This window comes from Sphingomonas oligophenolica, assembly GCF_006438955.1.
GTDB lineage: Bacteria > Pseudomonadota > Alphaproteobacteria > Sphingomonadales > Sphingomonadaceae > Sphingomonas > Sphingomonas oligophenolica_A.
The window spans coordinates 153488-178263 of the sequence record NZ_RCZK01000002.1; the positions used below are offsets into that span (position 1 = coordinate 153488).

Below are 24776 nucleotides of genomic sequence, written 5' to 3' on the forward strand. Positions count from 1 at the left end.
GCCATCCCGCTGCTCTGATCTCGAAAGTTTGCCATGACCGATCTTCCCACCGCCGACCCGTCGCCCACCATCCGCAGCTTCACCCTCGACTGGCCGATCGTCGTCGCCGGGCATGAAGAGATCGCCGCGGGTACCCAGATCCGCGTTCGCAAACCGCAGTCGGGGGAGCTTCGCGGGCTCCAGGTCGCATCGCTGCTCCAGATGGATTACGTCAGCCTCGAAACGCTGGCGCCGCGCGTCACCACCCCGATCCTTCACAAGCACCTCGTTGCCGCGATGGATCCGGGCGACCTCACCCAGTTCGCAGGCGAGGTCACCGATTTTTTGCTGCCCAAGGGCGTGAGGGAACCCTCCCCGCAAGCATAGACGAGCTGATGGCCGACGTCGCGACCGTCTTCCACTGGTCCCCCGCCGTGATGGACGCGATGTCGATTACCGAACTGCTCGGCTGGCACGCCCGCGCGCTCAAGCGCCGCAATCCGCCCAATTGAGGGGAGCCTGACGTGAACCGCGACCTGCGCATCCGCATGCTGCTCGAGGCGAGCGACAAGGTCACCCGCCCGCTGCGCGATATCGCGCAAGGGTCGACCCGCGCCGCCCAGGCGCTGAAGGCGACCCGCGATCGCTTGAAGGATATCGAGCGCGTCCAGGGCGAGCTAGGCCGCTTCCGCGAGCTGACCGAGGGGCTATCGTCAAGCGAAACCGCTATGAAGGCCGCGCAGGCCCGTGCTGCAGCGCTCGGACGGCAAATTGAGGACACGGCGAAGCCGACTCGCGTCATGGCCCGCGAGTTTGCCAAAGCGCAAAAGGAGGTGGAGCGGCTGGATCGTGTTCAGCAGACCGAAACCGCCGAGCTCGCCACGTTGCGCGATCGTCTACACGCCGCTGGCGTCGCCACCAATGCTCTGACGTATCACGAGAACGACCTGCGCGCTGCCGCAGCGCGCACTAATACCGAACTCGAGGAGCAGTCCCGACGCCTCGGCATCGCTAACGATCGTGCGCGGCGGTTTGCCAATGCTCGCTCGCGCTTCGGCAACATCCAGGGGATGGCCACCGGCGTCGCGGCGAGCGGCGCCGCCGCGATCGGCACCGGCGTCGCGATGGCCGCGCCGCTGCTCGGCGGGATCAAATCGGCGCAGGACTATCAGTCGGTGATGACCGACATTGCGCAAAAAACGAACCTGTCGCGTCAGGAAGCCGTTAAGATGGGCGCTGGGCTCCTCGTCGCCGCTCGCACTGCCAATCAGATGCCCGCCGATCTCCAGGCCGGCGTCGACGTACTCTCGGGCTTTGGGCTCGATCCACGCCAGGCGGTCGCGATGATGCAGCCGATCGGCCGTGCCGCGACCGCTTACAAGGCAGAGATCGCGGATCTGTCCGCCGCCGCCTTCGCCGCCAATAGTAATCTCAAGGTGCCGATCGAACAGACCGCTCGCGTCATCGACATCATGGCGCAGGCGGGCAAGAGCGGCGCGTTCGAGATCAAGGATATGGCTGGCGCTTTCCCCGCGCTGACCGCCGGCTACCAGGCGCTCGGACAGACCGGAGCGGGCGCAGTCGCCGATCTCGCCGCCGCGCTCCAGATCGCCCGCAAGGGTGCGGGCGATAGCGCGTCCGCCGCCACCAACGTCGCCAACATCATCCAGAAGATCGCTTCGCCCCAGACGATCAGCGCATTCAAGCAATTTGGGATCGACCTCCCGGCATCGCTCAAAAAGGCCTATGCCGAGGGCAAGACCCCGCTCGAAGCGATTGCCGAGCTGACCAACAAGGCGACCGGGGGCGACCTAGGCAAGATCGGATTCCTGTTTCAGGACGCCCAGGTCCAGCAGGGCCTCCGCCCCCTGATCCAGAACCTGGAGGAATATAAACGCATCCGCGCCGAGGCGCTGGGCGCCAAGGGCGTCACCGATAGCGATTTCGCCGAACGGATGAAGGATTCGGCCGAACAGACCAAGCAACTCAAGATCAACGCGCTGGCGCTCGGCATCAACCTCGGCACGATGCTGCTCCCGACGATTAACGCGCTCGTCCAGCGCGCCAGCCAGATCACCAGCCGCTTCGCCAACTGGGCGGCGCAGCATCCGAAGCTTGCCAAGGGTCTCGCGCTGGCCGCTGGCGCGGTTGCCGCTCTCTTCCTTGTGCTGGGCGGCCTCGCGATCGTCATCGCCGGGCTCCTCGCGCCCTTCGCGGCCCTATCGTTCGCGGCCGGCGCGCTTGACCTTGCCCTGCTTCCCGTCATCGGGATCGCCGCCGCGGTAATCGCGATTATCGCCGCGCTCGCTGCCGTCGCCTACCTCGTGATCAGCAACTGGGGTGCCATCACCGGCTTCTTCTCCACCCTCTGGAATGGAGTGACGTCCACCATCGGCCGGGCGGTCGACGGCATTTCGTCCGCGGTCAGCGGCCTCTGGACCGCGATCGTCGCGCGCTTCAGCCAAGCCGGCGCAGCCGTGTCGGGCGTACTTTCCAGTATGTGGAACGGCGTAAAGGCGCTGTTCTCGATGGGCCTGCTCGATATTTACAAGAGCATTTTCCAGTTCACGGGCTACATCCTCGGCTCGCTCTACGCGCTCGGTGCCGCAGCGTTCGGCTGGCTCACCGGCACGCTGCCCGGCTTGCTGGCGTCGGGAGTGAGTGCGGCGTGGACCGCGCTCACCACCGCGCTGGCGAGCGCCTTCTCCTGGTTGACCACCACGCTGCCCGCGATGCTGGTCAATGGCGTGACCGGCGCCTGGAGCGCCTTCACCGCCGCGCTGTCAGCAGGCTGCACGTGGTTGACCACCCGGCTCCCCGTCCTGCTCGCCAACGGCTGGAACATCGCGTGGACCGCGTTCAAGAGCGCGCTCCGAACCGCCTTCGTGACGCTGCCCGCGATGTTCTTCGATTTCGGCGCGATGATCATCAAGGGGCTGTGGAACGGCATCAAGAGCGCGCCCGGCCGGTTGTGGAGCGCGGGCAAATCGCTCGCCTCGTCGCTGTCGTCCGGGTTCAAGGCGGGCGCAGGTATCCATTCCCCCAGCCGCGTCTTCATGGCGCTCGGCGGGCATATCATCGGCGGTCTCAACCGCGGGCTCGATCGTAGCCAGGGCGGCGCGGTCGATCGCATTTCGCGGCTCACCCGCACCATGGCCGCCGCACTCACGTTGCCTGCCATCGCGCTGCCCGCCATCGGTACGCCCGCCGCGGCCGCGGTGGGATCGCCGGTCGCGACCCGAATCGCCGACGCGGCGCAGCGGATAGGCTCCGCGCGGTCCGCCCTGCCACCGCGTCTCAGCGATGCCGCGCAGCTGGTCGCCTCCGGGATAGAGGCGACTGCCACGATCCAGGCCACTCCCGCGCGCGCTGGCGCCGCCGCCATCAACCCCCAACGGCGTGCCGAACCCTCGCCCCCGGCGGCCGCCCGCGCGCCGTTGGTGATCCATATCCACCAACAGCCTGGCCAGAGCGGCGAGGATCTGGCGCGGATCGTCGCCGACGAGATCGATCGCCGTGAGCGCGCCGCCGACGCCCGCAGCCGATCCAGCTTCCGCGATGATCAGGATTATGGGAGCCTCGACTGATGCCCTCGCTCCTGTCCTATGGCATGTTCGGCTTCTCGATGGCGACGCTCGCGCACGACGAGCTATCGCGCCGCCGCAACTGGCGGCACGCCACCTCGTCGCGGATCGGCGCGCGCGACGCGACCCAGTTCACCGGCCCCGGCGAGGATACCGTTTCGATCCAGGGCAGCGCGCTCGCCGAGCTCCAGGACGGCCGCGCCTCGCTCGATCAGCTCGCCGCGATGGCCGCGACCGGCGAACCCTGGCCGCTCGTCGACGGCCTCGGCCGCATCTATGGCAGCTTCGTCATCACCGCGCTCGACGAACGCCAGAAGCATTTCTTCCCCAACGGCGAGCCGCGCCGCATCGACTTCTCGGTCGATCTCCTCGCGGTCGACGATCCCGAACGAAGCGCATGAGCGCCGGGACGTGACCGCGCGCGCCAATATCCCGCCTCCCGAGACGGTCGCATGACCGGGCGGGCCAACATACCTTGCGTCCAGGTCGTCGTCGACGGCGTCGACATCACACCGCTGCTCGATGGCAAGGTCGCGCGATCGCAACGCCGTCGCCTCGTCAGCCTCGGCCTCACCGAAAAACGCGGGGGTGAGGCCGACCAGCTCGACCTCGTCATCGACGATACTGACGGCAAGATGGAGATCCCGCGTGCCGGCGCGAAGATCCGCGTCTCGATCGGCTGGCAACAGGGCGGCGACGTCCGCCCCGGCCTGGTCGACAAGGGGCTCTTCACCGTCGACGAGGTCGAACATGGCGGCCCCCCCGACCTGATCACCATTCGCGCCCGCGCCGCCGACTTCACCAGCGAGATCCGGACCCGTCGGCAACATAGCTGGCACGACGCCACCCTCGGCGCGATCGTCACCGATCTCGCTGGACGTAACCAGCTCGAGGCACGGTGCGCGCCCGCGCTGGCATCGATCCCGGTCAAGGCGATCGCGCAGAGCCGCGAAAGCGACGTCGCCTTCCTGCGCCGCCTCGGCCGCGCCCATGATGCCGTCGCGACCGTCAAGGATGGCAAGCTCGTCTTCGCGCCGGTCGGCGCCGGCGTCACCACTACCGGCAAACCCCTTCCCGCTCGCACCATCCGCCGCCGCGACGGCGACACCCACAGCTACAAGGTAAAGCAGGCCGAGGAGGCGGGCGCGGTCGAGGCCGACTGGCACGATCGCAAGGCCGCGGCGCGCAAGACCGAGAAGGTCGGCACAGGCAGGGGCAAGACCCGCCGCCTGTCGCGCACCTATCCGAGCAAGGAAGCAGCGAGCACCGCCGCCAGGGCCGAACACACCCGCGCCGGCCGCCAGCCTGTCACCCTCGACCTCACGCTTGCCCTCGGCGACCCCGCCCTCGCCCCCGAACAGCGCGTCACCGCCACCGGCTACAAAGCCGCAATCGACGCCACGTCATGGCTGGTGAGCGAGGTCGCCCACGCCATCAACGACCGGGGCTTCGCCACGAAGCTTAAGCTCGAGGCGGGTTAGCTCGCGTGCGGAAGGAAGCGCACGATCAGGCCCACCACCACCGCGAGCACGGTGAGCATTCCACCAAGGGTCGAGAACATCCAGGGCTTCGTTGGAAGGTGACGGACATTTTCCTTGAGCGTCGCTACGTCGGCTTTAACCGTGGACAGGTCGGCCGTCATCGTATCCACGTTCTTCTCTAGCCTGGCGACGCGAGCTTCCATGTCGTCGGATGTGCCACCGCCCCCCTTGTCTTTCAAGCCGGTGCGATCTGGGTCAAGATTTTGGAGCTGACTGACCTCTCGAAACATATTCGCGATGCGATTGTCGACGTCACCCATTGTCTTCGTTTCCGTCGATCGAGATCGGCAGGGGATGCTCAGGATCCGGAGAAAGGAGTCGAGAGGTAATTGATGTGGTTAGGAGATGTTGTTTTTGCAGTCCCTCCAATAAGGTCTCCAAAGCCTCAACTGTACTCTCTGTATCGCCCTTCGCTAGCTTTACGAGCACGGCGGCAATTCGAATGTTTGTACTACTCTGAGCGGAGATAAAGTCGTATATCTCGCGTCCGCGTGACGGTCGCTTGATGAGCTCTTCAAACACTGCAGCAACTTCAGACATTTCGGCTCTTTGCGCCATAAGGCTAAGAGCGTCGTCCCATCCGTTATAGCCGTCTGGCTGTTTAATCATAATCCTACGCTCATCTTTAACTTCACCTGATAGGATGGCACAGTCACCTGCCTAACCGTCGTTCCGCGGCGTAACGAACCGGCTGGTCCGCAAATCGAATTTCGTGCCCTTTGACAATTCGAACTTATCGACCATCACTCAGGCAGCCGCATGCCGGAGAGTTGCCACCCCAATCCGTGCCGGGTGAAGATCAGCGCAGCAGATGAGCTGGCCGCGTCGTTCCGAACAAAAAATCGATCCATCCCATGACGTTCGATTGCAACGTCTTCGCGCGAGCCGTCGACCTTTGTCACCGCTGGCGGCCCCTTGTCCTTATTGGCGAGGAAGACCTTTCGCATCGCGGTGGGCGTCACCATGCCATCGACCATATTGTCGATCATCGTCATCCCGAATGCCATGCCGAGCGCGGCAAAACCGTCCTTGTTTTCAGGCTTCTGCATTTCCGCCGCGGCGCTCGCCTTCATCTCCTCTTTCAGGCTCGCGCGCAGAGCGGGGAAATCGATATACTCGGCGAGCTTGTCGGTATCCCCGTCCTGCGCCGCCTCGCGCATCTGATAGAGCGTCCATTTCGGCGATCCCAGATACCAACCCACGCCTAGCGCAAGCAGGAGCGCGATCGCCCCGATCACATAGCCTTTTCTCATGGCCCCCCTCAAATGCTCCGGATGATCATGATTACCCGCCCGATGATCGTCATCTCTTCGGTCATCGCTTCGTCGGGCGGCACCGCTGGGTTATCCGACAGGATCGTCACCCGCTCGCCGCGGACGCGCAGCCGCTTGATCCCACCCATGTTACCGATGCTGTACGCCCAGATCGCGTCGGGCTCCTCGATCACCCGCTGCGACCGGTCGATCATCACCATGTCGTTCGAATGGATCGTCGGCATCATCGAATCGCCTCGCCCCCGCGCGAACGTCAGCAGCGTCGACGGGGTGCTTGTGAAGGAATTGACCCAGACGCGAGGGAAATGGCCGACCTCCACCTCGACGTGATCGTCGACGAACGTTGCGCCGAGCCCATATTCGAGGTCGATGATCGCGATCGGGACGAGGTCGAGCTGCTCGGCGATGGTCTCTGGCGTGGGTAACGGCACCGCACCCTCGGCCGGATCGGCGGTTTCGCCGGTCAGATAAGCGGGCGTTGTACCCAATTCGCGCGCGATAAGGTGCAGATGCTTCGACCCCAGCGCGTCGCCGGTGAGGATCTTGTAGATCGTTGTTTGCGATACGCCCACCCGGCGCGCCAACTCCGATTGGCTGAGGGATACGGCAGTCATTCGCTCGCGCAGGCGGTCGGCATCGATCATCACAGCCAACGTATACCGTTGGTTGTAACACCATACTCAATTTTCGCCGTTGACATTCACTCAACCTAGGTTGTAGCTGGTTGCATGAGCACCGCCGCTACCCCTTTCGAATCGCTCAAAGCCGCCGTCGGTCGTGCTGGTTCGCAGTCCGCCTTTGCGCGACTGTGCGGCGTTTCGCAGACCGCGGTCTGGAAATGGCTGCAGAGCGGTAAGCGCCTTCCCGCCGAACATGTCCTCACCGTCGAGGCGAAGACTGGCGTCTCCCGTCATGATCTTCGCCCCGATATCTATCCTCCAGAGCCGTCGGGTTACTCCCTTCCCGCCGATCACTCTGTAGGCGAGGGCGTGCCGACAATCTCCTGCGATCGGCACGCCCTTTTGAAGCACGAGCGCGCCGCATGACCCAGCTTCGCGCGCCCCTCACCTTTGCCGACGCAATGACCCGCGTCGCCGGCGCGATCGGCTGGCCCGCCGCCGCGCGCATCGTAGGCCGCTCTCAGCGCGCCGTTCGCTACTGGTCCGAACCCGGTTGCCGCACCACGCCCACCATCGCCCAGGCCCTGGCGCTCGATGCCGCGTTTCAGGCGGCGGGCGGCGACGGCGCCCCCTTTATGGAGACCTACGCCTTCCTGCTCGACGCGCGTCTCTGCGAACGCACCGCGTGCCGCCGCGCGCTGGTCGATGAGCTCGCCATCGCCGCCCGCGAAGGCGGCGAGGCTATCGCCCTCGGACTTTCGGTGTCCCATTCGAACGCCTCGCCGCGCGACACGCTTCGCGCCGTCGCCGAGGCCGAAGAGGCACACACCGCATGGGGCGCCGTGCTGCGCCGCATGAACAGCTTCCTCCCGATCGGCGCGGGGTCGATCGCGGGGCGGACCGGGGGAATATCCTGATGGCACCGCGTACCAAACACCGCCTACCGGGCATGGCCTGCCCGCACTGCAACACCCCGGCTACCCAGCGCACCGCGCGCAGCCTGTCCTCGCTCGTGCGAGAGGTCACCTATCGCTGCGACAACGACGCGTGCGGCCACGGCTTCGTCGTCCAGATCGAGGCGATCCGGACGACCATCCCCAGCGCCGCGCCCAATCCGGATATTCATCTCCCTTTCGCCGCACCGGCCCGCAAGATGGCGAGCGGCTCGCTCCGGCCTGCCAACGACGATCACCGCACCCCGGCGAACGATGACGATGCGCCGCCGCGATCCACGGCAACGACGCCGATGACCGGCTGACCTCACCGGCGCTGCCGGTCCTCTTCCCCGCCTGAACCACCCTGATCGAAGGCCCTGCTTTCGACGACGCCACCCCTTTGTCCGCCGCCAAACCTTGCCCTGAAGGAATTGTGATGATCCACTTTTCGTTACCAGCCAGCGGCACCCGCGCTGCGGCAGCGGCACCGGACGTGCTGCCCCCAATCAGTCCTGCCCACTATCTCCGGCTGCGTCGCAAGGCTGCGGGTCTCACGATCGCCCAGGTGGCGGATCGCTTGGGCAACCCGCTCGATCGCGATCATGCTCGCGCCTTGCTGGCGCTGTTGGAAACCGAGGGCTCGGCCGCGCGGCACCGCCTCACGCTCGACGGCCTGCGCGCCGTCTTCCCGTTCGATCCGGACGTGTACGTCCAGCTACGTGACGACGATCCCGCCACGCATCCGCGCATCTGCCGCGGCTGCGGATGCAGCGAATGGGATCCCTGCGTCCGCGCCGACGAGGCCGAACACTGCGCATGGGTGTCGCGGGCCAGCTGCTCGGTGTGCGCCGATCGCGACGCTCTATCCCGCGCGGGGCATCGATGAACGCCCCCCGCTCCGCCTGGGCGCGGATCCGCGTCGTCCTGGTCGTCATCGCTGCGGTCTTCGCGATCCCGATCGCGGTCATCGCCATCCTGTTCGCCGGTGCGGAGCGTCGCCGATGACCGCCGCTACTCGCCGCATCGCACCGGTCCGCACCCTCCACGTCATCGCGATCCTGTTCGAGGGCGCCGCCATCGGCCTCATCTTGGTCGGCCGCATCATTCCCGCCGCGCTGCTGATCGCCGCGTCGGTCGCGCTGATCGTCTGGACCCTCGAAATCCTCCGCCTCCGCTCTGCCAGGGAACCCCGCTCATGAAACCCCATGACCTCACCGGTACGCGCCGCCCGATGGTCGCCACGATCCACGATCGGCGCTGCGATTGCCCACGATGCGCGCCCCCCGGCCCCAGCGTCCCGGACCGGCTTACCGCCAACGACATCGGCAAGCTGATGATCGCCGGCGTCCTGGCCGGCAACGCCATCGCCTTCGCGATCGACCCGCATGGCAGCGCCCAGGCGCTGCTCGCCGTGGTCCAGAGTTTCGCGTCATGACCGCCGATCGCGCCGAGGGCATGGGTGGCGGTCACGTCGCCGCCGACGAACTCCGCCTTCTGATCGAGCGCGCCGAGCGCCTCGAGGAGGAGAAACGTGGGCTCGCCGATGACATCAAGGACGTTTGGGCCGAAGCCAAGGGTCGCGGCTACAACCCCAAGGCGATCCGCAAAATCCTGACGATCCGCAAGAAGAAGAAGGAAGAATACCAGGAGGAGGAGGCGATCCTCGAGACGTACATGCAAGCGCTGGGGATGCGGTGATGCACGCGCAGACCATTCGTGCTGACGGCATCGACTGGCCGATCGAGACATATCTCGACGCGCTCGATTTCAAGCGCGTCAATCCGTTCGAAATCCCCCAGCTCCAGCACCAGGTCCGCGTCGTTACGGTGACCGGAGAAGGCGAGCTGGCCCCACCAACGTTCGCCGATCAGGTCCGCTGGCACGACGTGCTGGCTTATCGCTACATCGAGCACGGCCCCGAGACGATCCTGTGCCGGCTCTGCGCAGAGCCGGTCGGCCGCACCGACTTCGACGACATCTGTGAGAGCTGCGAAGACGAGGGCGAGCCGTGGTTCTAGATCAGTCGGCTCTGCCGCTCTGCGAGTGCGCCACCTGTCGCGCGCTTGATCGCCGCCACCCACGTGAAGGTCATCAGCTTTGCCTCCTCCCGTTCAGTTCGGGGGGCGACCGCCGGGCCTCCCCCCTCCCCGAATCCGACGCACCCGCCGCTGACACGGCGAGTGTGAGCGCACCCAAAGGCCGCTCGTCGAGATCAGCGCTCGCGGCCGTCACCGGGACCCTTCGACGAGCGACGTCGATGGCTTCCCTCAGGACGGAGCATCCTCTGCCATGAACGACATGACCTCGATTGCAAAGCCGCGCGCCGCGCGCGCCAAGAAAACAGCATCCACGACCGCAACCGACGCGCGACCCAACGCCGAGCACGCCGCCGATCCGATCTCCACCGCCATCGTCGTGCCGACCGCGCCACAGGTCTTCCCGCTCCGTACGCTGACGCGCGCGGCCGAGAACGTCCGCCATCAGCGGATCGATGAGGACGTCACCGGCCTTGCCGACGATATTGTCGCGCACGGCCTGCTCCAGTCGCTGATCGGCTATCAGCTTGACGGCAAGGTAGAGATCGTTGGTGGAGGGCGACGGCTAGCTGCTCTGCGCGAAGTGAAGCGGCGCGGCCTGATCGACGGCGACTTCCCCGTCCCCGTCCTGATCCGCGACATCGGCGAGGCGGTCGAGCTGTCGCTCGCCGATAACCTGCAGCAACGCACCATGTCCCCGGTCGACGAGTTCCTCGCCTTCAAGGCGCTGATGGAACACGGCACCAATTCGCCCGAGGGCCTGGCCAAGCGGTTCGGCTTCTCCGAGCGCATCGTCAAACAGCGCCTGCGCCTCGCTGAACTCGCTCCCGAAATCCTCGATGCGCTCGCCGATCGCGACATCACGATCGATGCGGCGATGGCCTACGCCTCCAGCCAGGACCGCGACCTGCAGAGCAAGGTGTTCAAGGTCCAGGCCAAGCGCGGCTGGGAACCCCACCGCGCGAACAACATCCGCCACGACCTCAAGATGAAGGGGATGAGCACCGCCGACCCGCTCTTCAAATTCGTCACCGCCGAGATCTACGAGCGCGAGGGCGGCGGGTATGAGGATGATCTGTTCGATGAGGCAGGCGCGGAGCGCCAGCTGACGCACCCCTTCCTCGTCGAGACGAAGGCGCGCGAGATGCTCGACTTCCAGATGGTCCGCGTCGAAATCGAGCTGCAGCGCCGCGACGACCTCTCGCCGGCGATCGCCGGTTACGTCGTCCCCGCTGATCTCCGCCTTCACGCCTACGGCACGCAATCGAAGCTCAAGGCCCCGGCCGGCTTCGTCCAGGTTGAGAAGTACGAGCATCAGAAGATGTGGAAGACGATCCGCCACAACGCGATCGACGCCCACGTCCTCGTAGGCATCAATAACGATGGCGAGCTGGTCGCTTGGCCGCGCACCGTCTTCGTTCCCGCCGAGCAGAAGCACGCGATCGCGCCGCCAAGCGAACATATGGGCTACGTCCCGCCAGACCCCGCGGAGATCGCGCGCCAGGAACGCGAGCGTGGCGTCGCCCGCTGGGCTCGTCGGCTTGCGGTTCCCAAGTTCGCCGGCACCGAATTCGACGGCCGCGCCTTCTGGCCAGACATCTTCGAAGATCGCTCGAAGGCGGCAGTTCGCGACGGCGTCCCGGGTTGGCTCGTCACGGTCCAGATCTTCGCCCCCGACGCCGACATCGCTGCCGCGATGCCCGCCGCGGAGGAGCGTTACGACCAGGCGATCGCCGAACGCGCCGCAGCTGAAAAGGCCGAGGAGGAAGCCCGGGAGGGCGAGACGAAGCGCCGCGACGATCTGCTCGCGCTCGATCCGCTTCCCGCGGTCGTGGTCATAGATGGCGAGGCATGGTTCCAGGACGAACACGGGCATTACGGCACCGCCGACGACGAAGCCGACGTGTACGCCTGGCGCTACCTGATCGACGGCGCGGAGATCGAGGACATCGGCGAGACCTACGGGACCCGCGAGGACTTCGACGCCGCGATGGCGGCCGCCGGTGCCGAGCCGGTCGCCGCCAAGGAAGTTGAAGCATGAGCCGCAACGGCCGCCGCCTCGCCCGCTACCTCGCCGCCCAGCGCGGCGAGGCCCTGCGCCTCATCCGTCTCGCACGGCGCAACCGGCCTAGCGCCGCATACAAAGCAGCGAAGCAAGAGATCGATCGATGAACGCAACCCCACGCGCGGTGCCCGCGCACGAAGACAGGCAACCCAGGGGCCGCTTCCTGCGGATGCCCGACGTCGCCGCCGCCGTCGGCCTCAGCGCGCCGACGATTAACCGAATGCACCGATCGGGCGACTTCCCGCCGAAAGTGCGAATCGGAGCCCAGGCCGTCGGCTGGTGGGAAAGCGAAATCGAGGCTTGGAAAGCCTCGCGCGGCCGCGTCGTGAACCACGCTTAGCGGAAAAATAAAGGCCATCGCCGGTGCCATCGGCAAACAAAAATACGCATAATAGCAAGCATATATAAGGGGTTACCGATGTTTTTTGAGTCCTACTCAGGGAGCCATCGCCTTTCCTACAGGGTTGAACGTTTGAGACCGGCCTTTCACGGCGTGGCGTTAACCGTTGGCGGCGCCAATCACCCGCGAACGCCGACGCTTCCCCCCGCGGCCAAGGCACGAATCGACCGGCGCACATTCGAAAATAGCTCGATATTTTCGTGGCTTCGTGCCCTCGCAGTAAGCTCCTGTTAGGGTTCGCGCGGCAGGAAATGGCGATGACGAGACCAGACGCAGCAGCCAAATCCGACCTCCATCGCGAGGATCCGGCAGCCCGCCCGATGATGACTCGTGCCGATGCGGACGCCGATCGGCACGCGCGGGCGCTGCGGCATGCCGCCAATTGCGTCCTGTTAGCGGTGGTAACCCCGCCGGATATCGCCGCCGAGCTGATCGATCGGGCGATCGAACACACCCGCTGCGCCGAAGGCGGTGCCGCGCAGCGGTAGGACCGCGACACTCCAGTAGCGCTGGCTCATTTCGCCGACCCTGCTATGGCCGTTCAATGGATACGCCCAAACGCTGGACTCAGGCCGACATCACCGATCTTCGCGCGCGCTTTAGCGCGGGCGACACGGTGGACGACATCGCCGCGGCGCTGGCGCGCACCGATGCCGATATCACGACGATGATGCAGCGGCTGCGGCTGCGGCGAATGGCGACGGTTTAAGCGCTGGGCGGGCGATAGCCTCCGGGCGATCAGCCCGCGTTCGGCGACACGGCTTGATCGACATCCTTGCGTTCCGCGGTCGAGCGCAGGTTCAGTTCCTTCAACTGTCGCGGCGTCGCGAAATTGGGGGCACCCATCATCAAATCCTCCGCCTTCTGCGTCATCGGAAATACGATGACCTCGCGGATATTGGGCTCGTCTGCGAGCAGCATCACGATGCGGTCGATCCCGGGCGCCGAACCGCCGTGCGGCGGTGCGCCGAATTTGAACGCGTTGATCATGCCCGCGAAATTGGTGTCGACATCGGCCTGCGAATAGCCCGCGATCTCGAACGCCTTGTACATGATCTCGGGCCGGTGGTTCCGGATCGCGCCCGACGACAGCTCGATGCCATTGCAGACGATATCGTACTGATAGGCGAGGATATCGAGCGGATCCTTGGTCTCGAGCGCGTCCATTTCGCCCTGCGGCATCGAAAAGGGATTGTGACTGAAGTCGAGCTTCTTGCTGTCCTCGTCATATTCGAACATCGGGAAATCGACGATCCAGCAGAATTCAAAACGCGTATCGTCTATCAGCCCGAGCGTCTCGGCGACGCGGGTTCGGGCCAGACCTGCAAGCTTGGCGGCCTGCGCCGGCTTGCCGGCGGCGAAGAACAGCCCGTCGTCGGGACCGAGGCCGAGCGCATCGGCCATCGCGGTCATCTTGTCCTCGCCGTGGTTCTTGGCGATCGGCCCGCCCCATTCGCCAGCCTTGCGGGTCGCATAGCCGAGCCCGGCGAACCCCTCGGACTGCGCCCAGTTGTTCATCTCGTCGAAGAACTTGCGGCTCTTCTCCGCGGTGCCGGGCGCCGGGATCGCGCGGACGACATCGCCCGCCTCGACGATCGAGGCGAAGCGGCCGAAGCCCGACCCGGTGAAATGATCGCTGACGTCGCTGATCAGGATCGGGTTGCGCAAATCGGGCTTGTCGTTGCCGTATTTCAGCATCGATTCGCGGTACGGGATGCGCTGGAACGGCAGCGCGGAAACGGTGCGGCCCTTGCCCTGCCAGTTGGCGAATTCCTCGAACACGCCGTGCAGCACGGGCTCGATCGCCTGGAACACGTCCTCCTGCGTGACATAGCTCATTTCGAAATCGAGCTGGTAGAATTCGCCCGGCGACCGATCGGCACGCGCGTCCTCGTCGCGGAAGCAGGGCGCGATCTGGAAATAGCGGTCGAAGCCCGCGACCATCAGGAGCTGCTTGAACATCTGCGGCGCCTGCGGGAGCGCGTAGAACTTGCCGGGGTGGACGCGGCTCGGGACCAGATAGTCGCGCGCGCCCTCGGGCGAGGAGGCGGTCAGGATCGGGGTCTGGAACTCGGTGAAGCCCTGATCGACCATCCGGCGGCGGATCGAGGAAATGACGCTCGAGCGCAGCATGATGTTGGCGTGGAGCTTTTCGCGGCGCAGATCGAGGAAACGATAGCGCAACCGGATGTCCTCCGGATAATCGGCCTCCCCCGCGACCGGCATCGGCAATTCCTGCGCGGTCGACTGGATCGTCACCGCCTTGGCGAAGACCTCGATCTCGCCGGTCGCGAGATTGGCGTTAGTCGTCCCGTCCGCGCGCGCCTTTACGATGCCATCGATGGTGATGACCGATTCGGTGCGGATCGCCTCCAGCACGGGGAGTGCTGGTGAATCGGCGTCGGCGACAACCTGAGTGATGCCGTAATGATCGCGCAGATCGATGAAAAGCACGCCGCCATGGTCGCGCCGACGGTGGACCCAGCCCGACAGGCGGACGGTCTCGCCGACGTTTGCCGCGGTGAGCGCGGCGCAGGTATGGGAGCGGTAGGCGTGCATCTATGTCTTCTTTCTTCGTCATCCCGGACTTGCTCCGAGGTCCCGCTTCGCCCGCAACCGAAAAGAAGAAGCGGGACCCCGGGTCAGGCCCGGAGTGACGGAGGAACAGGCCCGCGCCCTCCCCTTACATACCCTCTTTGTCAACCCGGACGCGTCAGGCTATGGCCACCCGCTTATGCATATTCATCCCCTGATCACCGATAGCGCCACGCTCGCCAATCTTTGTACCCGCCTCGCCGAGGCCGACTTCGTGACGGTCGATACCGAGTTCATGCGCGAGAGTACCTATTACCCGGTCCTGTGCCTGATCCAGATCGCCGATGTGAACGAGGCGGCGGCGATCGACCCGATGGCGCCCGGGCTCGACATGACCCCGCTGCTCGATCTGCTGACCAAGAACGAGGATGTCCTCAAGGTCTTCCACGCCGGCGGACAGGACATCGAGATCATCTACAATCTCACTGGCACGACCCCCCATCCGCTGTTCGATACGCAGGTCGCGGCGATGGCGTTGGGGCAAGGCGAACAGATCGGTTATTCGAACCTGGTCGACAGCTGGCTGGGGATCGTCGTCGACAAGGGCGCACGGTTCACCGACTGGTCGCGCCGCCCGCTCGATGCGCGACAGATCGAATATGCGATCGGCGACGTGACCCATCTTGCCGCGATCTTCCCGATGATGCTCGAACGGTTGCGCAAGACCGGGCGCGGGCTGTGGCTCGACCAGGAGATGGAGCGGCTCGCCGATCCCGCCAACTACGCCAACGACCCCGATCTCGCGTGGAAGCGGGTCCGGGTATCGGGACGCAAGCCCGACGTGCTCGGACGGCTGAAGGCGCTGGCGCGATGGCGCGAGTTGGAGGCGCAGGGCAAGGATCTGCCGCGCGGGCGGATCGTCAAGGACGAGACGCTCGGTGATATCGCGGGGCACCCGCCCAAGAAGCAAGCCGACCTGGCCAAGGTGCGCGGCCTGTCGGCAACATGGGCGCAAAACGACATCGGCACGCGGATGATGGGAGCGCTGGAGGGTGCGACGCCGTTGCATGCAGACGAACTGCCCGCGCGCGACGATCGCAAGCCTGGGCTCGGCAAGGACGGATCGCTGGTGGCGGACCTGCTCAAGCTCTTGCTCAAGATCCGCTCGCGCGACATCGATGTCGCCTCCAAGTTGCTCGCCCGCACCGACGAGCTCGAAATGCTCGCGGCCGGGGTGCGCGAGGGATTGCCGATGCTCGAAGGCTGGCGGTTCGACCAGTTCGGCAGCGACGCGCTCGACCTCGTCGAGGGTCGCCTGGCATTCGCGGTCAAGGGCGGCAAACTCAAGATGACGCGGACCGAAGACGCGGTCTAGCCGCGATCAGGCAGCGCACCCGGCGCGCAGCCCCATCGCATTGGCGAGCGCGGCGTGACGTTTCTCGCTCGCTTCGCTGTAAAGTGCGGCATCGTCTGTAGCGAGATGAAGCACGAGGCGATTGCCCGTGATCGCGATCCGGCTCCGCTGGAGCGGTCCCGCCAGCCCAGCGCTCAGCCGCTGGCCGAGCCGGATTGCGAGTCCCCACCGAACCGCACGGTCGAGCGCCGGGGTGTCCGCCAGCCGCGACACCGACGCCATGATCGCCGCGCCGCCGCCCAGCGAGGTGAACAGCGCCTGCGCCATTACCGCGCGCTCGGCGGCGGTGATGCCGACCCAATTGCCGTGCAGCGCGATCTCGGCACCGCGTTCGGCGCGGAATTCGGGGTTCGCGTGCCAGCCGACATCGGCGAGCAGGCAGGCGGCGTGGCGGACCCGCGCCTCTTCCGGCGATTCGTCGGCGAACAGCGGCGCGATCCAGTGATTGAGCAAGTCGCCATGTTCGGGGAACCGACCGAGCAGCCGCCCTTCCTCGCGCGCGCCGACGATCAGCGGGTCCAACCGCCGCGTGTCGTCGGCGAGCGCGCCATACAACAGTCCTTCGCGCAGCCCGAACGACGAGACGATCGCGCGCTCGCTGCCGAGCGCGCGCATGACGAGACCGAGCAGTGCATTCGCGTCGCCGAGCGTCGCCGCGCGTGACGAGGACAGCCCGGGGATCGATCGCAGCCGCGGTTTCGATAGATGCGCGATCGTCCGGCCGAGCCGCGCCACGGTCGGCGCGTCGAGCGCATAGCCGTGGATGATCGCGAGCGGATAGTCGGTCAGGCCGATATCGAGCCGCGCTAGCGCACGCCATGATCCGCCGACGAGGTACATCGGCAGCCCGCGCCCGCGCCCCTGCCAACCGGCCTCGCGAATCATGCGGGTGACCTTGCGTTCGAAGACACGGCCGCGATCCTTGCGCAACGCCGCGATCCGCAGCACGCCGAGCGGAAAGGACACGCGATCGGTGATCGTCCCCGCGACGACGCGCACGAGTTCGAGGCTCCCCCCGCCCAGGTCGCCGACGATACCGTCCGCCTCGGGGATCGCCGACAGCACGCCCTGCCCCGCCGCGACTGCTTCCTGCTCACCCGAGAGCAGCTCGACCGACAGCCCGTGGCGATGCGCCTCGTCGATCAGCGACTGGCCGTTCGAGGCATCGCGCACCGCGGCGGTCGCCACGGTCCGAACACGCGCCTGCATCTCACGCGCGACCGCGGCGAAACGCGCGAGCGCCACCTTGGCGCTGGCGAGCGCGGCGGCGTCGATCGCACCGGTTTCGGCGAGCTTGCGCCCGAGCCCCGCCATTACCTTTTCGTTGAACAGGATCGCGGGCAACCTGGGATGCCCCTGATAGACGACGAGGCGGATCGAATTCGACCCGATGTCGATGATCGCAGTGCGGGTGTCCGCAGGCCCCGGCTCGCCGCGGGGCAGCACGCGGCGGAGAAGCGCGGTAGCCATCTACTGGCGGCGTCGCAGCGACAATTTGGGCACCGTGTCGTTCGCGCGCATCGCCGCCCCACGTCCGGACAGCGAGGGGTTGTTCATGAAATAGCGATGGAGATTGAACGGACGGTCCCCCGGCTGCTCGCGGACGTAGCTGCCGTCGGGCTCGCACTCCCAACTCTGTTCGTTGTCGAGCAAATTGGCGACCATGACCTGGTCGAGGATCTGGTCGTGGACGGTCGGATTCTCGATCGGGAGCATATATTCGACGCGGCGATCGAAATTGCGCTGCATCCAGTCCGCCGACGAGATGAACACGATCGCGCCGTCATTGGGCAGCGCCTTACCATTGCCGAAACAGAAGATCCGGCTGTGTTCGAGGAAACGCCCGATCACCGATTTGACGCGGATGTTTTCGGACAGGCCCGGGACACCGGGGCGCAGGCAGCAAATGCCGCGGATGATCAGCTCGATCTCGACCCCCGCCTGGCTCGCCTCGTACAGCTTTTCGATGATCGTTGGGTCGACCAGCGAATTCATCTTCGCCCATACCGACCCCGGCTTGCCTGCCTTCACGTTCGCGATCTCGGTATCGATCCGCGTCATCAATTCCTTGCGCAGGTCGCGCGGCGACAGCGCGATCTTGGCGATGTCGCTCGGCTCGACATAGCCGGTAACGTAATTGAACATCTGCGCCGCGTCGCGCCCCAGCCGCGGATCGGCGGTGAAGAAGCTGAGATCGGTATAGATCCGCGCGGTGACGGGGTGATAATTGCCGGTGCCGAAGTGGCAATAGGTGCGGAACTGCCCGCTTTCGCGGCGGACCACCATGCTGACCTTGGCGTGGGTCTTCCATTCCAAGAAGCCATAGACGACCTGAACGCCAGCGCGTTCGAGCGAGGTCGCCCAGTAGATATTCTGTTCCTCGTCGAACCGCGCGCGCAGTTCGACCACCGCGGTCACCGATTTGCCCGCCTCCGCCGCGGCGATCAGCGCGTTGATGACCGCGGGCTGCTTGCCCGCGCGATACAGCGTCTGCTTGATCGCGATGACGTCGGGATCGGCGGCGGCCTGTTTGAGGAATTCGAGGACGACGTCGAACGTTTCGTACGGGTGGTGGACGACGATGTCCTTGGCCTTGATCGCCGCGAAACAATCGCCACCGAATTCGCGGATGCGTTCGGGGAAGCGCGGGACATAGGGCGGGAATTTGAGGTCGGGGCGATCCTCGTCGATCACTGCATCGAGGTCACAGATGCCGAGCAGATTGCCGCTTTCGGTGATGATCGAATTGGCGCCGCCCAATTCGTCCTTGAGGATCGCCGACAGCGTGTCCGCGATGCCGCTTTCCAGCTCCAACCGGATCACTCTGCCGCGCCTGCGCCGCTTGATCGCGTTGGCGAAATAGCGGACCAGATCTTCCGCCTCCTCGTCGATCTCGATATCGCTGTCGCGCAGCACGCGGAAGGCGGCGGCAGCGATGATGTCGTAGCCCGGAAAGAGCAGCGGCGCGAACCGCTTCAGCATCGCCTCGATCGAGATGTAGCGGATCGGTTCGCCGGGGATGCGCACGAACCGCGGGCTTGATCCCGGGACCATCACGAGTTCGCGGACCGCTTCCTTGTCCGATTGGCGGACGAGGTCGAACATCACCGCCAGCCCCTTGTTGGGGATGAACGGAAAGGGATGCGACGGGTCGAGCGCCTGGGGCGTCAGGATCGGGAAAATCTGTTCGCGGAAATGGGTTTCGAGCCACGCGGCGATGTCGTCGTCGACCTCGTCGCGACGCAGGACATGAAGCCCCGCTTCGTCGAGCTGCTCGCGCAGGTCGCCCCAGACCGCCTGCTGGCTACTCATCAGCGCGTCAGCTTCCTCGACAATCCGGATGAGCTGTTGCCCGGCGGTCAGCCCGTCGGCGGAACGGCGATCGACGTCCTTGAGTTGCTGCCCCTTGAGCCCCGCGACTCGAACCATGAAGAATTCGTCGAGGTTGGACCCCGAGATCGACAGGAACCGCAACCGTTCGAGCAGGGGATGCGCCGAATTGCACGCCTCCTCGAGCACGCGACGGTTGAACGCGAGCCACGACAGTTCGCGGTTGAAATAGCGGTCGTTGACCTCCGGGACGAAGGCATCGTCGTCGGCATCGGCCAGGCGGGTGAGATGGGCGGGTCGGGTCATGATGCGGGTTTATCGAACAACGATGGCGAAGCCGTGACGATCCCCGCGGCGGCCAACACCGTTCGCGCCAGCGGGATCGTCAGCCGCTTGCGGCGTTCGAGCGCCTCCTGGTCGAGCGCGTCCACGACCCGCTGGACCGTGATGTGGCTGCGCTCGATCCGGGTCGCGAGCCAGTCAATCAGATCGGGGCGCGCATCGAGCCCCCGGCGATGGAATAGCTCGACGAACAGCAGCCGCATCAGCGCGTCATCGGGCGCCCCGATTGCCGCGTGCGTACTCGCCGCGAGCCGCGAGCGGAGATCGGGCAGCTTGACCGGCCAGGCGGGCGGGAGCGAATCCGCAACGATCACCAGCGGCCGTCGGCTTTCCTGTGCGGCGTTCCAGGCGTGAAAAATCTGTGCCTCGGGCATCCGTTCGGCATCGTCAACGATAATGCCCCCGCTCTTGGCCGCGAAAATGCGGGCGAGCAGGCTGCGGCCCGATTTGCGCGGGCCGGTCAGCACCGCCGACAGCACCGGCCAGGCCCCCCAATGTTCGAGCAGATGGGCCGCGCGCGCGTTCGACGGGGTGACGATGAAAGCGTCATCGCGAGGGGCAGCCGGCCAACCGAGCGGCAGCGCCATCTGGCTCATCCGCTGGGCTCGGCATCGGCGGGTAGGTTGGGCGGCAACAACTGCGGCGCGCGGCGAATCCGGATCGACGTACCCGATCCGGTGACCTGGAACCCGCGTACCTGCAGCGCGGCGCGCAGCGCATCGGGATCGCCGTCATACACCACGCGCATCAGCGATTCGCCGCCAAGCGCCAGGCTGCTGGTCGATGCCGACCGGACCCCCGGGATCGACCGCAGCAGCGATTCGGAATTCGCGACCGAGGTCGGGCTCGGCGATTCATATTGCAGCGTGACCTGGATCCCCGGGGTCGTTGCTGCGGTGTCGCCGACGATGTCCGCCAGCGTGGCGTCGGCGGTCGCGGCGGGCGCATCGACGATATCGGGCGGCGGCGCTGGCGGTGGGCTCAGCGTCGGATCATAGCCGAGCGCGCCTTCGGACAGTGCCTTCTGGTACAGGTCGTCGAGCCGCTTGACCCCCACATCGAGCAACGCGGGCAGCCCCGCGGCACTGCCGACGCGCAGCGCAAAACTGCCGACCAACTGGTTGTCCGGGCCGTGGCGCGCCTGGAACTGACCAACGATTGGGCCGCCCGGATAGGATCGATACAGTCTCACGACCGGGATCAGGATGTCCTGCGCGCCATATTGATCGATGATCGTCCGCCACCAGCCGCGCCCGGGCCTCGCGATCTGACCCGCATTGAGCAGCAGCGAATCGGCACCGTTCCCGGCGGGGCGGACGTAATCGATCCGGCTGTTGCCGGTGCGGTAGCGCGCCCACGCCTCCTGCCAGGGATTGCGGCGTTCGAACACCGTCTCGATCCCGCCCGAAACCTGCAGCGGAACCAGCAGCATCGGTCGCGACCGATCGGCGTAGGCGGAAATCCCGAGCAGCGATCCGGCACGGTTGCGATCGAACAGCACCCCGAGCCGCGCGATGTAGCGGGTCGGCCCGATCTGTTCGTTATCGATCACGATCCCCGACACGATCTGGTCAAGCGTCCCGTCCGACACCATCGCCCCGCCGCCGCCCAACCGCTTCGACAGCTGGACCCACGCTTTGCGCTGCGCGATCCGCCAGCCGCCATTGCGCGCCTGTTCGGCGGTCTTGGCCTCGACGTCGACATCGATTCCGGAGACTTCGTAGCTGCCCGAACTGTCGATCGGCGCGACCCCGCGGCCACCCTCGAACTGCGCGACCGCGCTCGCCGCGAGGAGCAACGACAGGATCGCCAGCGGCGTAACAAGGGGGCGTAGGCGCATCGGGCGTCCTTTTGGCGAAGCAAGCGTGGAAATCCAAGCGCGATGTGGCTAGCAGCGCATGATATGACCGACGACCAGCCCGACGCACCCTACACCTATGCCGATGCCGGCGTCTCGATCGCCGCGGGCAACGCGCTGGTCCGCGCGATCGGGCCGCTCGCCAAATCGACCCGCCGCGCGGGCGCATCAGCCGACCTCGGTGGCTTCGGCGGGGTGTTCGACCTGAAGGCGGCGGGGTTCGTCGACCCCTTGTTGGTCGCGGCGAACGACGGGGTCGGCACGAAGCTGAAACTCGCGATCGAATGGGACCGGCACGAGGGCGTCGGCGTCGACCTGGTCGCGATGTGTGCGAACGACCTGATCGTCCAGGGTGCCGAACCGCTGTTCTTCCTCGATTACTACGCCACCGCCAAGCTCGACCCCGCGATCGCGGAGCAGGTCATCGCGTCGATCGCGGAAGGCTGCCGCCAGGCAGGCTGCGCGCTGATCGGGGGCGAGACCGCCGAGATGCCCGGGATGTACGCGGCGGGCGATTACGACCTGGCGGGGTTCTGCGTCGGCGCGGTCGAGCGCGCCGCGTTGCTGACCGGCCGCGACATCGCACCGGACGACGTGCTGCTCGGGCTGGCGTCGTCGGGGGTGCATTCGAACGGATTCTCGCTGGTCCGGCGACTGGCGGCGGACAAGCGCTGGAAGCTCGATCGCCCCGCGCTGTTCGACCAGGACCGGTTGCTGATCGATATCCTGATGGCCCCGACGCGGATCTACGTCGCGAGCCTGTTGCCGCTGGTGCGCGAAGGTCGGATCAAGGGACTGGCGCACATCACCGGGGGGGGCTTGCTCGAAAATATTCCGCGCGTGCTGCCCGACGGCATGCACGCGGTGGTCGACGCCGATCGTTGGCCACAGCCCGCGCTGATGGCGTTCCTCCAGGCACAGGGAGGGATCGAGCCCGAAGAGATGGCGCGGACCTTCAACTGCGGGATCGGGATGGTTGTCGCGGTTGCGCCGGACGCGGTTGACGGCGTCACCGCGGCGCTCACGGCGGCGGGCGAGGCGGTGTTCCGGATCGGCGCGGTCGAGGCCGGGGAGCGAGGTTGTACGGTGCGCGGGTCGAACGAAACCTGGAGCGCGCGCAGGGACTGGACCGCAACGCATGTTCAATAGCGCTCCGTCACCCCGGACTTGGTCCGGGGTCCATGGCGCCGCACACCAACCGTCCGCGGCTCCTGCGGCACGATGGGCCCCGGACCAAGTCCGGGGTGACGAAAGGAAGAGGCGGCGGCTTTGACTCGCGTCGGCATCCTCATCTCGGGTCGCGGCTCGAACATGATGGCATTGGTCGAGAGCGGGCTCGACGTTGCGCTGGTCGCGTCGGATAGGCCCGACGCGCCGGGGGTCAGTTGGGCGCGCGATCGTGGCATTTCAACCTTCGCGCTCAGCCCCAAGGGGATCGGCAAGGTTACGTATGAAACCGCCATTGATGAGGCACTCCGCAATGCGGGCGTCGAGATAATCGCGCTCGCGGGATACATGCGGCTGCTCTCAGACGCATTCGTGGCGCGATGGCGCGGAAAGATCGTCAACATCCACCCGTCGCTGCTGCCGCAGTACAAGGGGCTCGACACCCACGCGCGCGCGATCGCGGCGGGCGACGCGCAGGCGGGGTGTTCGGTGCATGTCGTCACCGAGGAACTCGACGGCGGCGCAGTACTTGGCCAGACCGAAGTACCAATCGTCCCCGGCGACACGCCCGAAACGCTGGCGTCGCGCGTGCTCGTCGCCGAACATGCGCTCTACCCGCGCATCCTGAAGGAGTTTCTCAGCCGATGAGCCCCGATCCCGACACCGTCCTTGCCAAGGTTCGCGCGCTGGCGCTGGCGATGCCCGATTCCGACGAACGACTGTCGCACGGCTCACCCGGCTTCTTCATCACCAAGGGCAAGTTCTTCGCCTATTTCTGGCACAATCATCATGACGACGGCGAGACGATCGTGATCGTCAAGACGACCGGTTCCGACGAACAGGCGATGCTGATCGAGATGGACCCCGATTGCTATTACAGCCCGCCCTATATGGGGCCATCGGGTTGGGTGGCGATGCGGCTCGACCGCGACGACGTGGATTGGGACCGGGTCGGCGATCGGATCGCGATCAGCTGGGAACTCGTTGCGCCACGCCGCCTGCTCGAGGCGGGCGGACGATGAACGGCGACGTCGATATTCCCGACCCGCCGACCGAGGAGAAGGCCGATCGCGCGCGGTCGCGGCGGCGCTGGCTGACGCTGGCGGAGATCGTCGCGGTGACCGGCGTCGGGATCGCGGGGCTCAACCTCTATTCGAACTGGGCCGAACGCCGCGATTCCGCCGCCGAGCGATCGGTCGAGCAATCGAGCGCCGCGCAGGAGAAGGCACGGGTCGAACTGGTCGGCACGGTGAAGCACGACGGCAAGGAATTGCTGTTGAACGACGCGCACCACGATCTGTCCGAGGCGACGATCGCGTTTCCCCAGGCGCTGGGAATCGCGATCCAGCATCCCGCGGGCGAACCCGCGATCGAGGCGCGCTGGTTCGACCAGCCGCTGCTCAAGCTGACCGATAGCGGCGCGGACGACAAGACAGGGCGGCTGCCGGTGCTGGTCACGGTACGGTATTTCGTCGGCGACGACGCGCGCACCACCAGCGCGATCTACGACGTGGTGTGGCGGACCAAAGGCCATCTGTTCGGCGGTCGCTCGCTCGGCATCGAGGGAATGAAGCTGCGCCGGCGCGGCGGATCGCAGGCGGCGCTCGATGCGGCGTGGGCGCGGCTCAAGCCTGAAGCGCGATAGGGTCTTTAGCCCCGTTCGTGCTGAGCTTGTCGAAGCACAGTGAGACCCAAC

The 24776-nt window shown here is 66.1% G+C and carries 33 protein-coding genes; 24 read left to right on the plus strand and 9 right to left on the minus strand.

Going from position 1 to position 24776, the window contains the following annotated elements; translation table 11 throughout:
• Window positions 1-33: 33 nt before the first annotated feature.
• The 5 genes from EAH84_RS03460 to EAH84_RS03480 are packed head-to-tail and all read left to right on the plus strand — an operon-like array spanning window position 34 to window position 5044.
• Window positions 34-366: a phage tail assembly protein gene (locus EAH84_RS03460; RefSeq protein WP_140867736.1), complete on the plus strand. Its 333-nt coding sequence runs from the start codon at window positions 34-36 to the stop codon at window positions 364-366.
• An 8-nt stretch (window positions 367-374) separates the two neighbouring features.
• Window positions 375-491, plus strand: coding sequence for a GpE family phage tail protein (locus EAH84_RS03465; RefSeq protein WP_140867739.1), 117 nt, complete (start codon window positions 375-377; stop codon window positions 489-491).
• A gap of 12 nt (window positions 492-503) precedes the next feature.
• Entirely contained in the window at window positions 504-3566 is a 3063-nt protein-coding gene (locus tag EAH84_RS03470; RefSeq protein WP_241656440.1) for a phage tail tape measure protein, read from the plus strand.
• Entirely contained in the window at window positions 3566-3964 is a 399-nt protein-coding gene (locus EAH84_RS03475) for a phage tail protein (protein WP_140867742.1), read from the plus strand. Before EAH84_RS03470 ends, EAH84_RS03475 begins: the two co-directional genes overlap by 1 nt.
• Before the next feature lie 51 nt (window positions 3965-4015).
• Entirely contained in the window at window positions 4016-5044 is a 1029-nt protein-coding gene (locus EAH84_RS03480; protein WP_140867745.1) for a contractile injection system protein, VgrG/Pvc8 family, read from the plus strand.
• Here EAH84_RS03480 and EAH84_RS03485 read toward each other — a convergent pair.
• The 4 genes from EAH84_RS03485 to EAH84_RS03500 form a co-directional block, all read right to left on the minus strand.
• Window positions 5041-5364: a hypothetical protein gene (locus EAH84_RS03485; protein ID WP_140867748.1), complete on the minus strand. Its 324-nt coding sequence runs from the start codon at window positions 5362-5364 to the stop codon at window positions 5041-5043. The two genes, EAH84_RS03480 and EAH84_RS03485, sit on opposite strands and share 4 nt — an antisense overlap.
• Window positions 5357-5713 (minus strand): hypothetical protein, encoded by a 357-nt coding sequence (locus EAH84_RS03490; RefSeq protein ID WP_140867751.1) that lies wholly within the window; start codon window positions 5711-5713, stop codon window positions 5357-5359. Before EAH84_RS03490 ends, EAH84_RS03485 begins: the two co-directional genes overlap by 8 nt.
• Before the next feature lie 134 nt (window positions 5714-5847).
• A complete protein-coding gene (locus EAH84_RS03495) occupies window positions 5848-6357 on the minus strand; it encodes a DUF2939 domain-containing protein (RefSeq protein WP_140867753.1) in 510 nt (169 codons plus the stop codon).
• 8 nt (window positions 6358-6365) lie between these two features.
• Complete coding sequence (locus EAH84_RS03500) at window positions 6366-7022, minus strand: XRE family transcriptional regulator (RefSeq protein ID WP_161978325.1); 657 nt, start codon at window positions 7020-7022, stop codon at window positions 6366-6368.
• Window positions 7023-7106: 84 nt separating this feature from the next.
• Here EAH84_RS03500 and EAH84_RS03505 point away from each other — a divergent pair, with 84 nt between their 5' ends.
• The 14 genes from EAH84_RS03505 to EAH84_RS15870 all read left to right on the plus strand — a co-directional run bounded on the left by EAH84_RS03505 (window position 7107) and on the right by EAH84_RS15870 (window position 13143).
• Entirely contained in the window at window positions 7107-7424 is a 318-nt protein-coding gene (locus EAH84_RS03505; RefSeq protein ID WP_140867760.1) for a transcriptional regulator, read from the plus strand.
• Window positions 7421-7915, plus strand: a complete 495-nt coding sequence (locus EAH84_RS03510; RefSeq protein WP_140867763.1) for a hypothetical protein — start codon at window positions 7421-7423, stop codon at window positions 7913-7915. The genes EAH84_RS03505 and EAH84_RS03510 overlap by 4 nt, the downstream gene beginning before the upstream one ends.
• Window positions 7915-8256 carry an ogr/Delta-like zinc finger family protein gene (locus tag EAH84_RS03515; protein ID WP_206663930.1) on the plus strand — a complete coding sequence of 114 codons (342 nt, stop codon included), beginning with the start codon at window positions 7915-7917 and terminating at the stop codon, window positions 8254-8256. Before EAH84_RS03510 ends, EAH84_RS03515 begins: the two co-directional genes overlap by 1 nt.
• A 113-nt stretch (window positions 8257-8369) precedes the next feature.
• Entirely contained in the window at window positions 8370-8819 is a 450-nt protein-coding gene (locus EAH84_RS03520; protein WP_140867766.1) for a hypothetical protein, read from the plus strand.
• Window positions 8816-8938 carry a hypothetical protein gene (locus EAH84_RS16505; protein WP_277753715.1) on the plus strand — a complete coding sequence of 41 codons (123 nt, stop codon included), beginning with the start codon at window positions 8816-8818 and terminating at the stop codon, window positions 8936-8938. Before EAH84_RS03520 ends, EAH84_RS16505 begins: the two co-directional genes overlap by 4 nt.
• Window positions 8935-9132, plus strand: a complete 198-nt coding sequence (locus tag EAH84_RS03525) for a hypothetical protein (RefSeq protein ID WP_140867769.1) — start codon at window positions 8935-8937, stop codon at window positions 9130-9132. The genes EAH84_RS16505 and EAH84_RS03525 overlap by 4 nt, the downstream gene beginning before the upstream one ends.
• Window positions 9129-9368 (plus strand): hypothetical protein, encoded by a 240-nt coding sequence (locus tag EAH84_RS03530; protein WP_140867772.1) that lies wholly within the window; start codon window positions 9129-9131, stop codon window positions 9366-9368. The genes EAH84_RS03525 and EAH84_RS03530 overlap by 4 nt, the downstream gene beginning before the upstream one ends.
• Window positions 9365-9631, plus strand: a complete 267-nt coding sequence (locus tag EAH84_RS03535) for a DUF2312 domain-containing protein (protein ID WP_140867775.1) — start codon at window positions 9365-9367, stop codon at window positions 9629-9631. The genes EAH84_RS03530 and EAH84_RS03535 overlap by 4 nt, the downstream gene beginning before the upstream one ends.
• The gene (locus EAH84_RS03540) at window positions 9631-9951 is read left to right on the plus strand and encodes a hypothetical protein (protein ID WP_140867778.1); all 321 of its coding nucleotides are present in this window, start codon (window positions 9631-9633) and stop codon (window positions 9949-9951) included. The genes EAH84_RS03535 and EAH84_RS03540 overlap by 1 nt, the downstream gene beginning before the upstream one ends.
• Before the next feature lie 271 nt (window positions 9952-10222).
• Window positions 10223-12010, plus strand: coding sequence for a ParB/RepB/Spo0J family partition protein (locus tag EAH84_RS03545; protein ID WP_140867781.1), 1788 nt, complete (start codon window positions 10223-10225; stop codon window positions 12008-12010).
• Window positions 12007-12141: a hypothetical protein gene (locus tag EAH84_RS16510; protein ID WP_277753716.1), complete on the plus strand. Its 135-nt coding sequence runs from the start codon at window positions 12007-12009 to the stop codon at window positions 12139-12141. Before EAH84_RS03545 ends, EAH84_RS16510 begins: the two co-directional genes overlap by 4 nt.
• Window positions 12138-12374: a helix-turn-helix transcriptional regulator gene (locus tag EAH84_RS03550; protein ID WP_140867784.1), complete on the plus strand. Its 237-nt coding sequence runs from the start codon at window positions 12138-12140 to the stop codon at window positions 12372-12374. The genes EAH84_RS16510 and EAH84_RS03550 overlap by 4 nt, the downstream gene beginning before the upstream one ends.
• Window positions 12375-12691: 317 nt before the next feature.
• The gene (locus tag EAH84_RS03555; RefSeq protein ID WP_140867787.1) at window positions 12692-12922 is read left to right on the plus strand and encodes a hypothetical protein; all 231 of its coding nucleotides are present in this window, start codon (window positions 12692-12694) and stop codon (window positions 12920-12922) included.
• A 56-nt stretch (window positions 12923-12978) separates the two neighbouring features.
• A complete protein-coding gene (locus EAH84_RS15870; RefSeq protein ID WP_161978326.1) occupies window positions 12979-13143 on the plus strand; it encodes a hypothetical protein in 165 nt (54 codons plus the stop codon).
• Between the two features lie 29 nt (window positions 13144-13172).
• On the opposite strand, the gene aspS is transcribed toward EAH84_RS15870, so the two are convergent.
• Complete coding sequence (aspS, locus tag EAH84_RS03560; RefSeq protein WP_140867790.1) at window positions 13173-14993, minus strand: aspartate--tRNA ligase; 1821 nt, start codon at window positions 14991-14993, stop codon at window positions 13173-13175.
• Window positions 14994-15168: 175 nt separating this feature from the next.
• Here aspS and rnd point away from each other — a divergent pair, with 175 nt between their 5' ends.
• Window positions 15169-16344 carry a ribonuclease D gene (gene rnd / locus EAH84_RS03565; protein WP_140867793.1) on the plus strand — a complete coding sequence of 392 codons (1176 nt, stop codon included), beginning with the start codon at window positions 15169-15171 and terminating at the stop codon, window positions 16342-16344.
• Window positions 16345-16350: 6 nt separating this feature from the next.
• On the opposite strand, the gene EAH84_RS03570 is transcribed toward rnd, so the two are convergent.
• The 4 genes from EAH84_RS03570 to EAH84_RS03585 are packed head-to-tail and all read right to left on the minus strand — an operon-like array spanning window position 16351 to window position 21895.
• Window positions 16351-17853: a Ppx/GppA phosphatase family protein gene (locus tag EAH84_RS03570; protein WP_140867796.1), complete on the minus strand. Its 1503-nt coding sequence runs from the start codon at window positions 17851-17853 to the stop codon at window positions 16351-16353.
• Window positions 17854-20019 (minus strand): RNA degradosome polyphosphate kinase, encoded by a 2166-nt coding sequence (locus tag EAH84_RS03575; RefSeq protein ID WP_140867799.1) that lies wholly within the window; start codon window positions 20017-20019, stop codon window positions 17854-17856. It lies immediately after the preceding gene.
• Complete coding sequence (locus EAH84_RS03580; protein ID WP_140867802.1) at window positions 20016-20651, minus strand: HdaA/DnaA family protein; 636 nt, start codon at window positions 20649-20651, stop codon at window positions 20016-20018. The genes EAH84_RS03575 and EAH84_RS03580 overlap by 4 nt, the downstream gene beginning before the upstream one ends.
• The gene (locus EAH84_RS03585) at window positions 20648-21895 is read right to left on the minus strand and encodes a heavy-metal-associated domain-containing protein (RefSeq protein WP_140867805.1); all 1248 of its coding nucleotides are present in this window, start codon (window positions 21893-21895) and stop codon (window positions 20648-20650) included. Before EAH84_RS03585 ends, EAH84_RS03580 begins: the two co-directional genes overlap by 4 nt.
• Before the next feature lie 63 nt (window positions 21896-21958).
• Between EAH84_RS03585 and purM the strand changes: the two genes are divergently transcribed.
• From purM to EAH84_RS03605, 4 genes are all read left to right on the plus strand, one after another.
• On the plus strand, window positions 21959-23062 hold the full coding sequence (gene purM, locus EAH84_RS03590; protein WP_140867837.1) for a phosphoribosylformylglycinamidine cyclo-ligase: 1104 nt from the start codon (window positions 21959-21961) through the stop codon (window positions 23060-23062).
• Between the two features lie 162 nt (window positions 23063-23224).
• Complete coding sequence (gene purN, locus EAH84_RS03595) at window positions 23225-23728, plus strand: phosphoribosylglycinamide formyltransferase (RefSeq protein ID WP_140868434.1); 504 nt, start codon at window positions 23225-23227, stop codon at window positions 23726-23728.
• Entirely contained in the window at window positions 23725-24102 is a 378-nt protein-coding gene (locus tag EAH84_RS03600; RefSeq protein ID WP_140867840.1) for an MmcQ/YjbR family DNA-binding protein, read from the plus strand. Before purN ends, EAH84_RS03600 begins: the two co-directional genes overlap by 4 nt.
• The gene (locus EAH84_RS03605) at window positions 24099-24725 is read left to right on the plus strand and encodes a hypothetical protein (RefSeq protein ID WP_140867843.1); all 627 of its coding nucleotides are present in this window, start codon (window positions 24099-24101) and stop codon (window positions 24723-24725) included. The genes EAH84_RS03600 and EAH84_RS03605 overlap by 4 nt, the downstream gene beginning before the upstream one ends.
• Window positions 24726-24776: the final 51 nt, after the last annotated feature.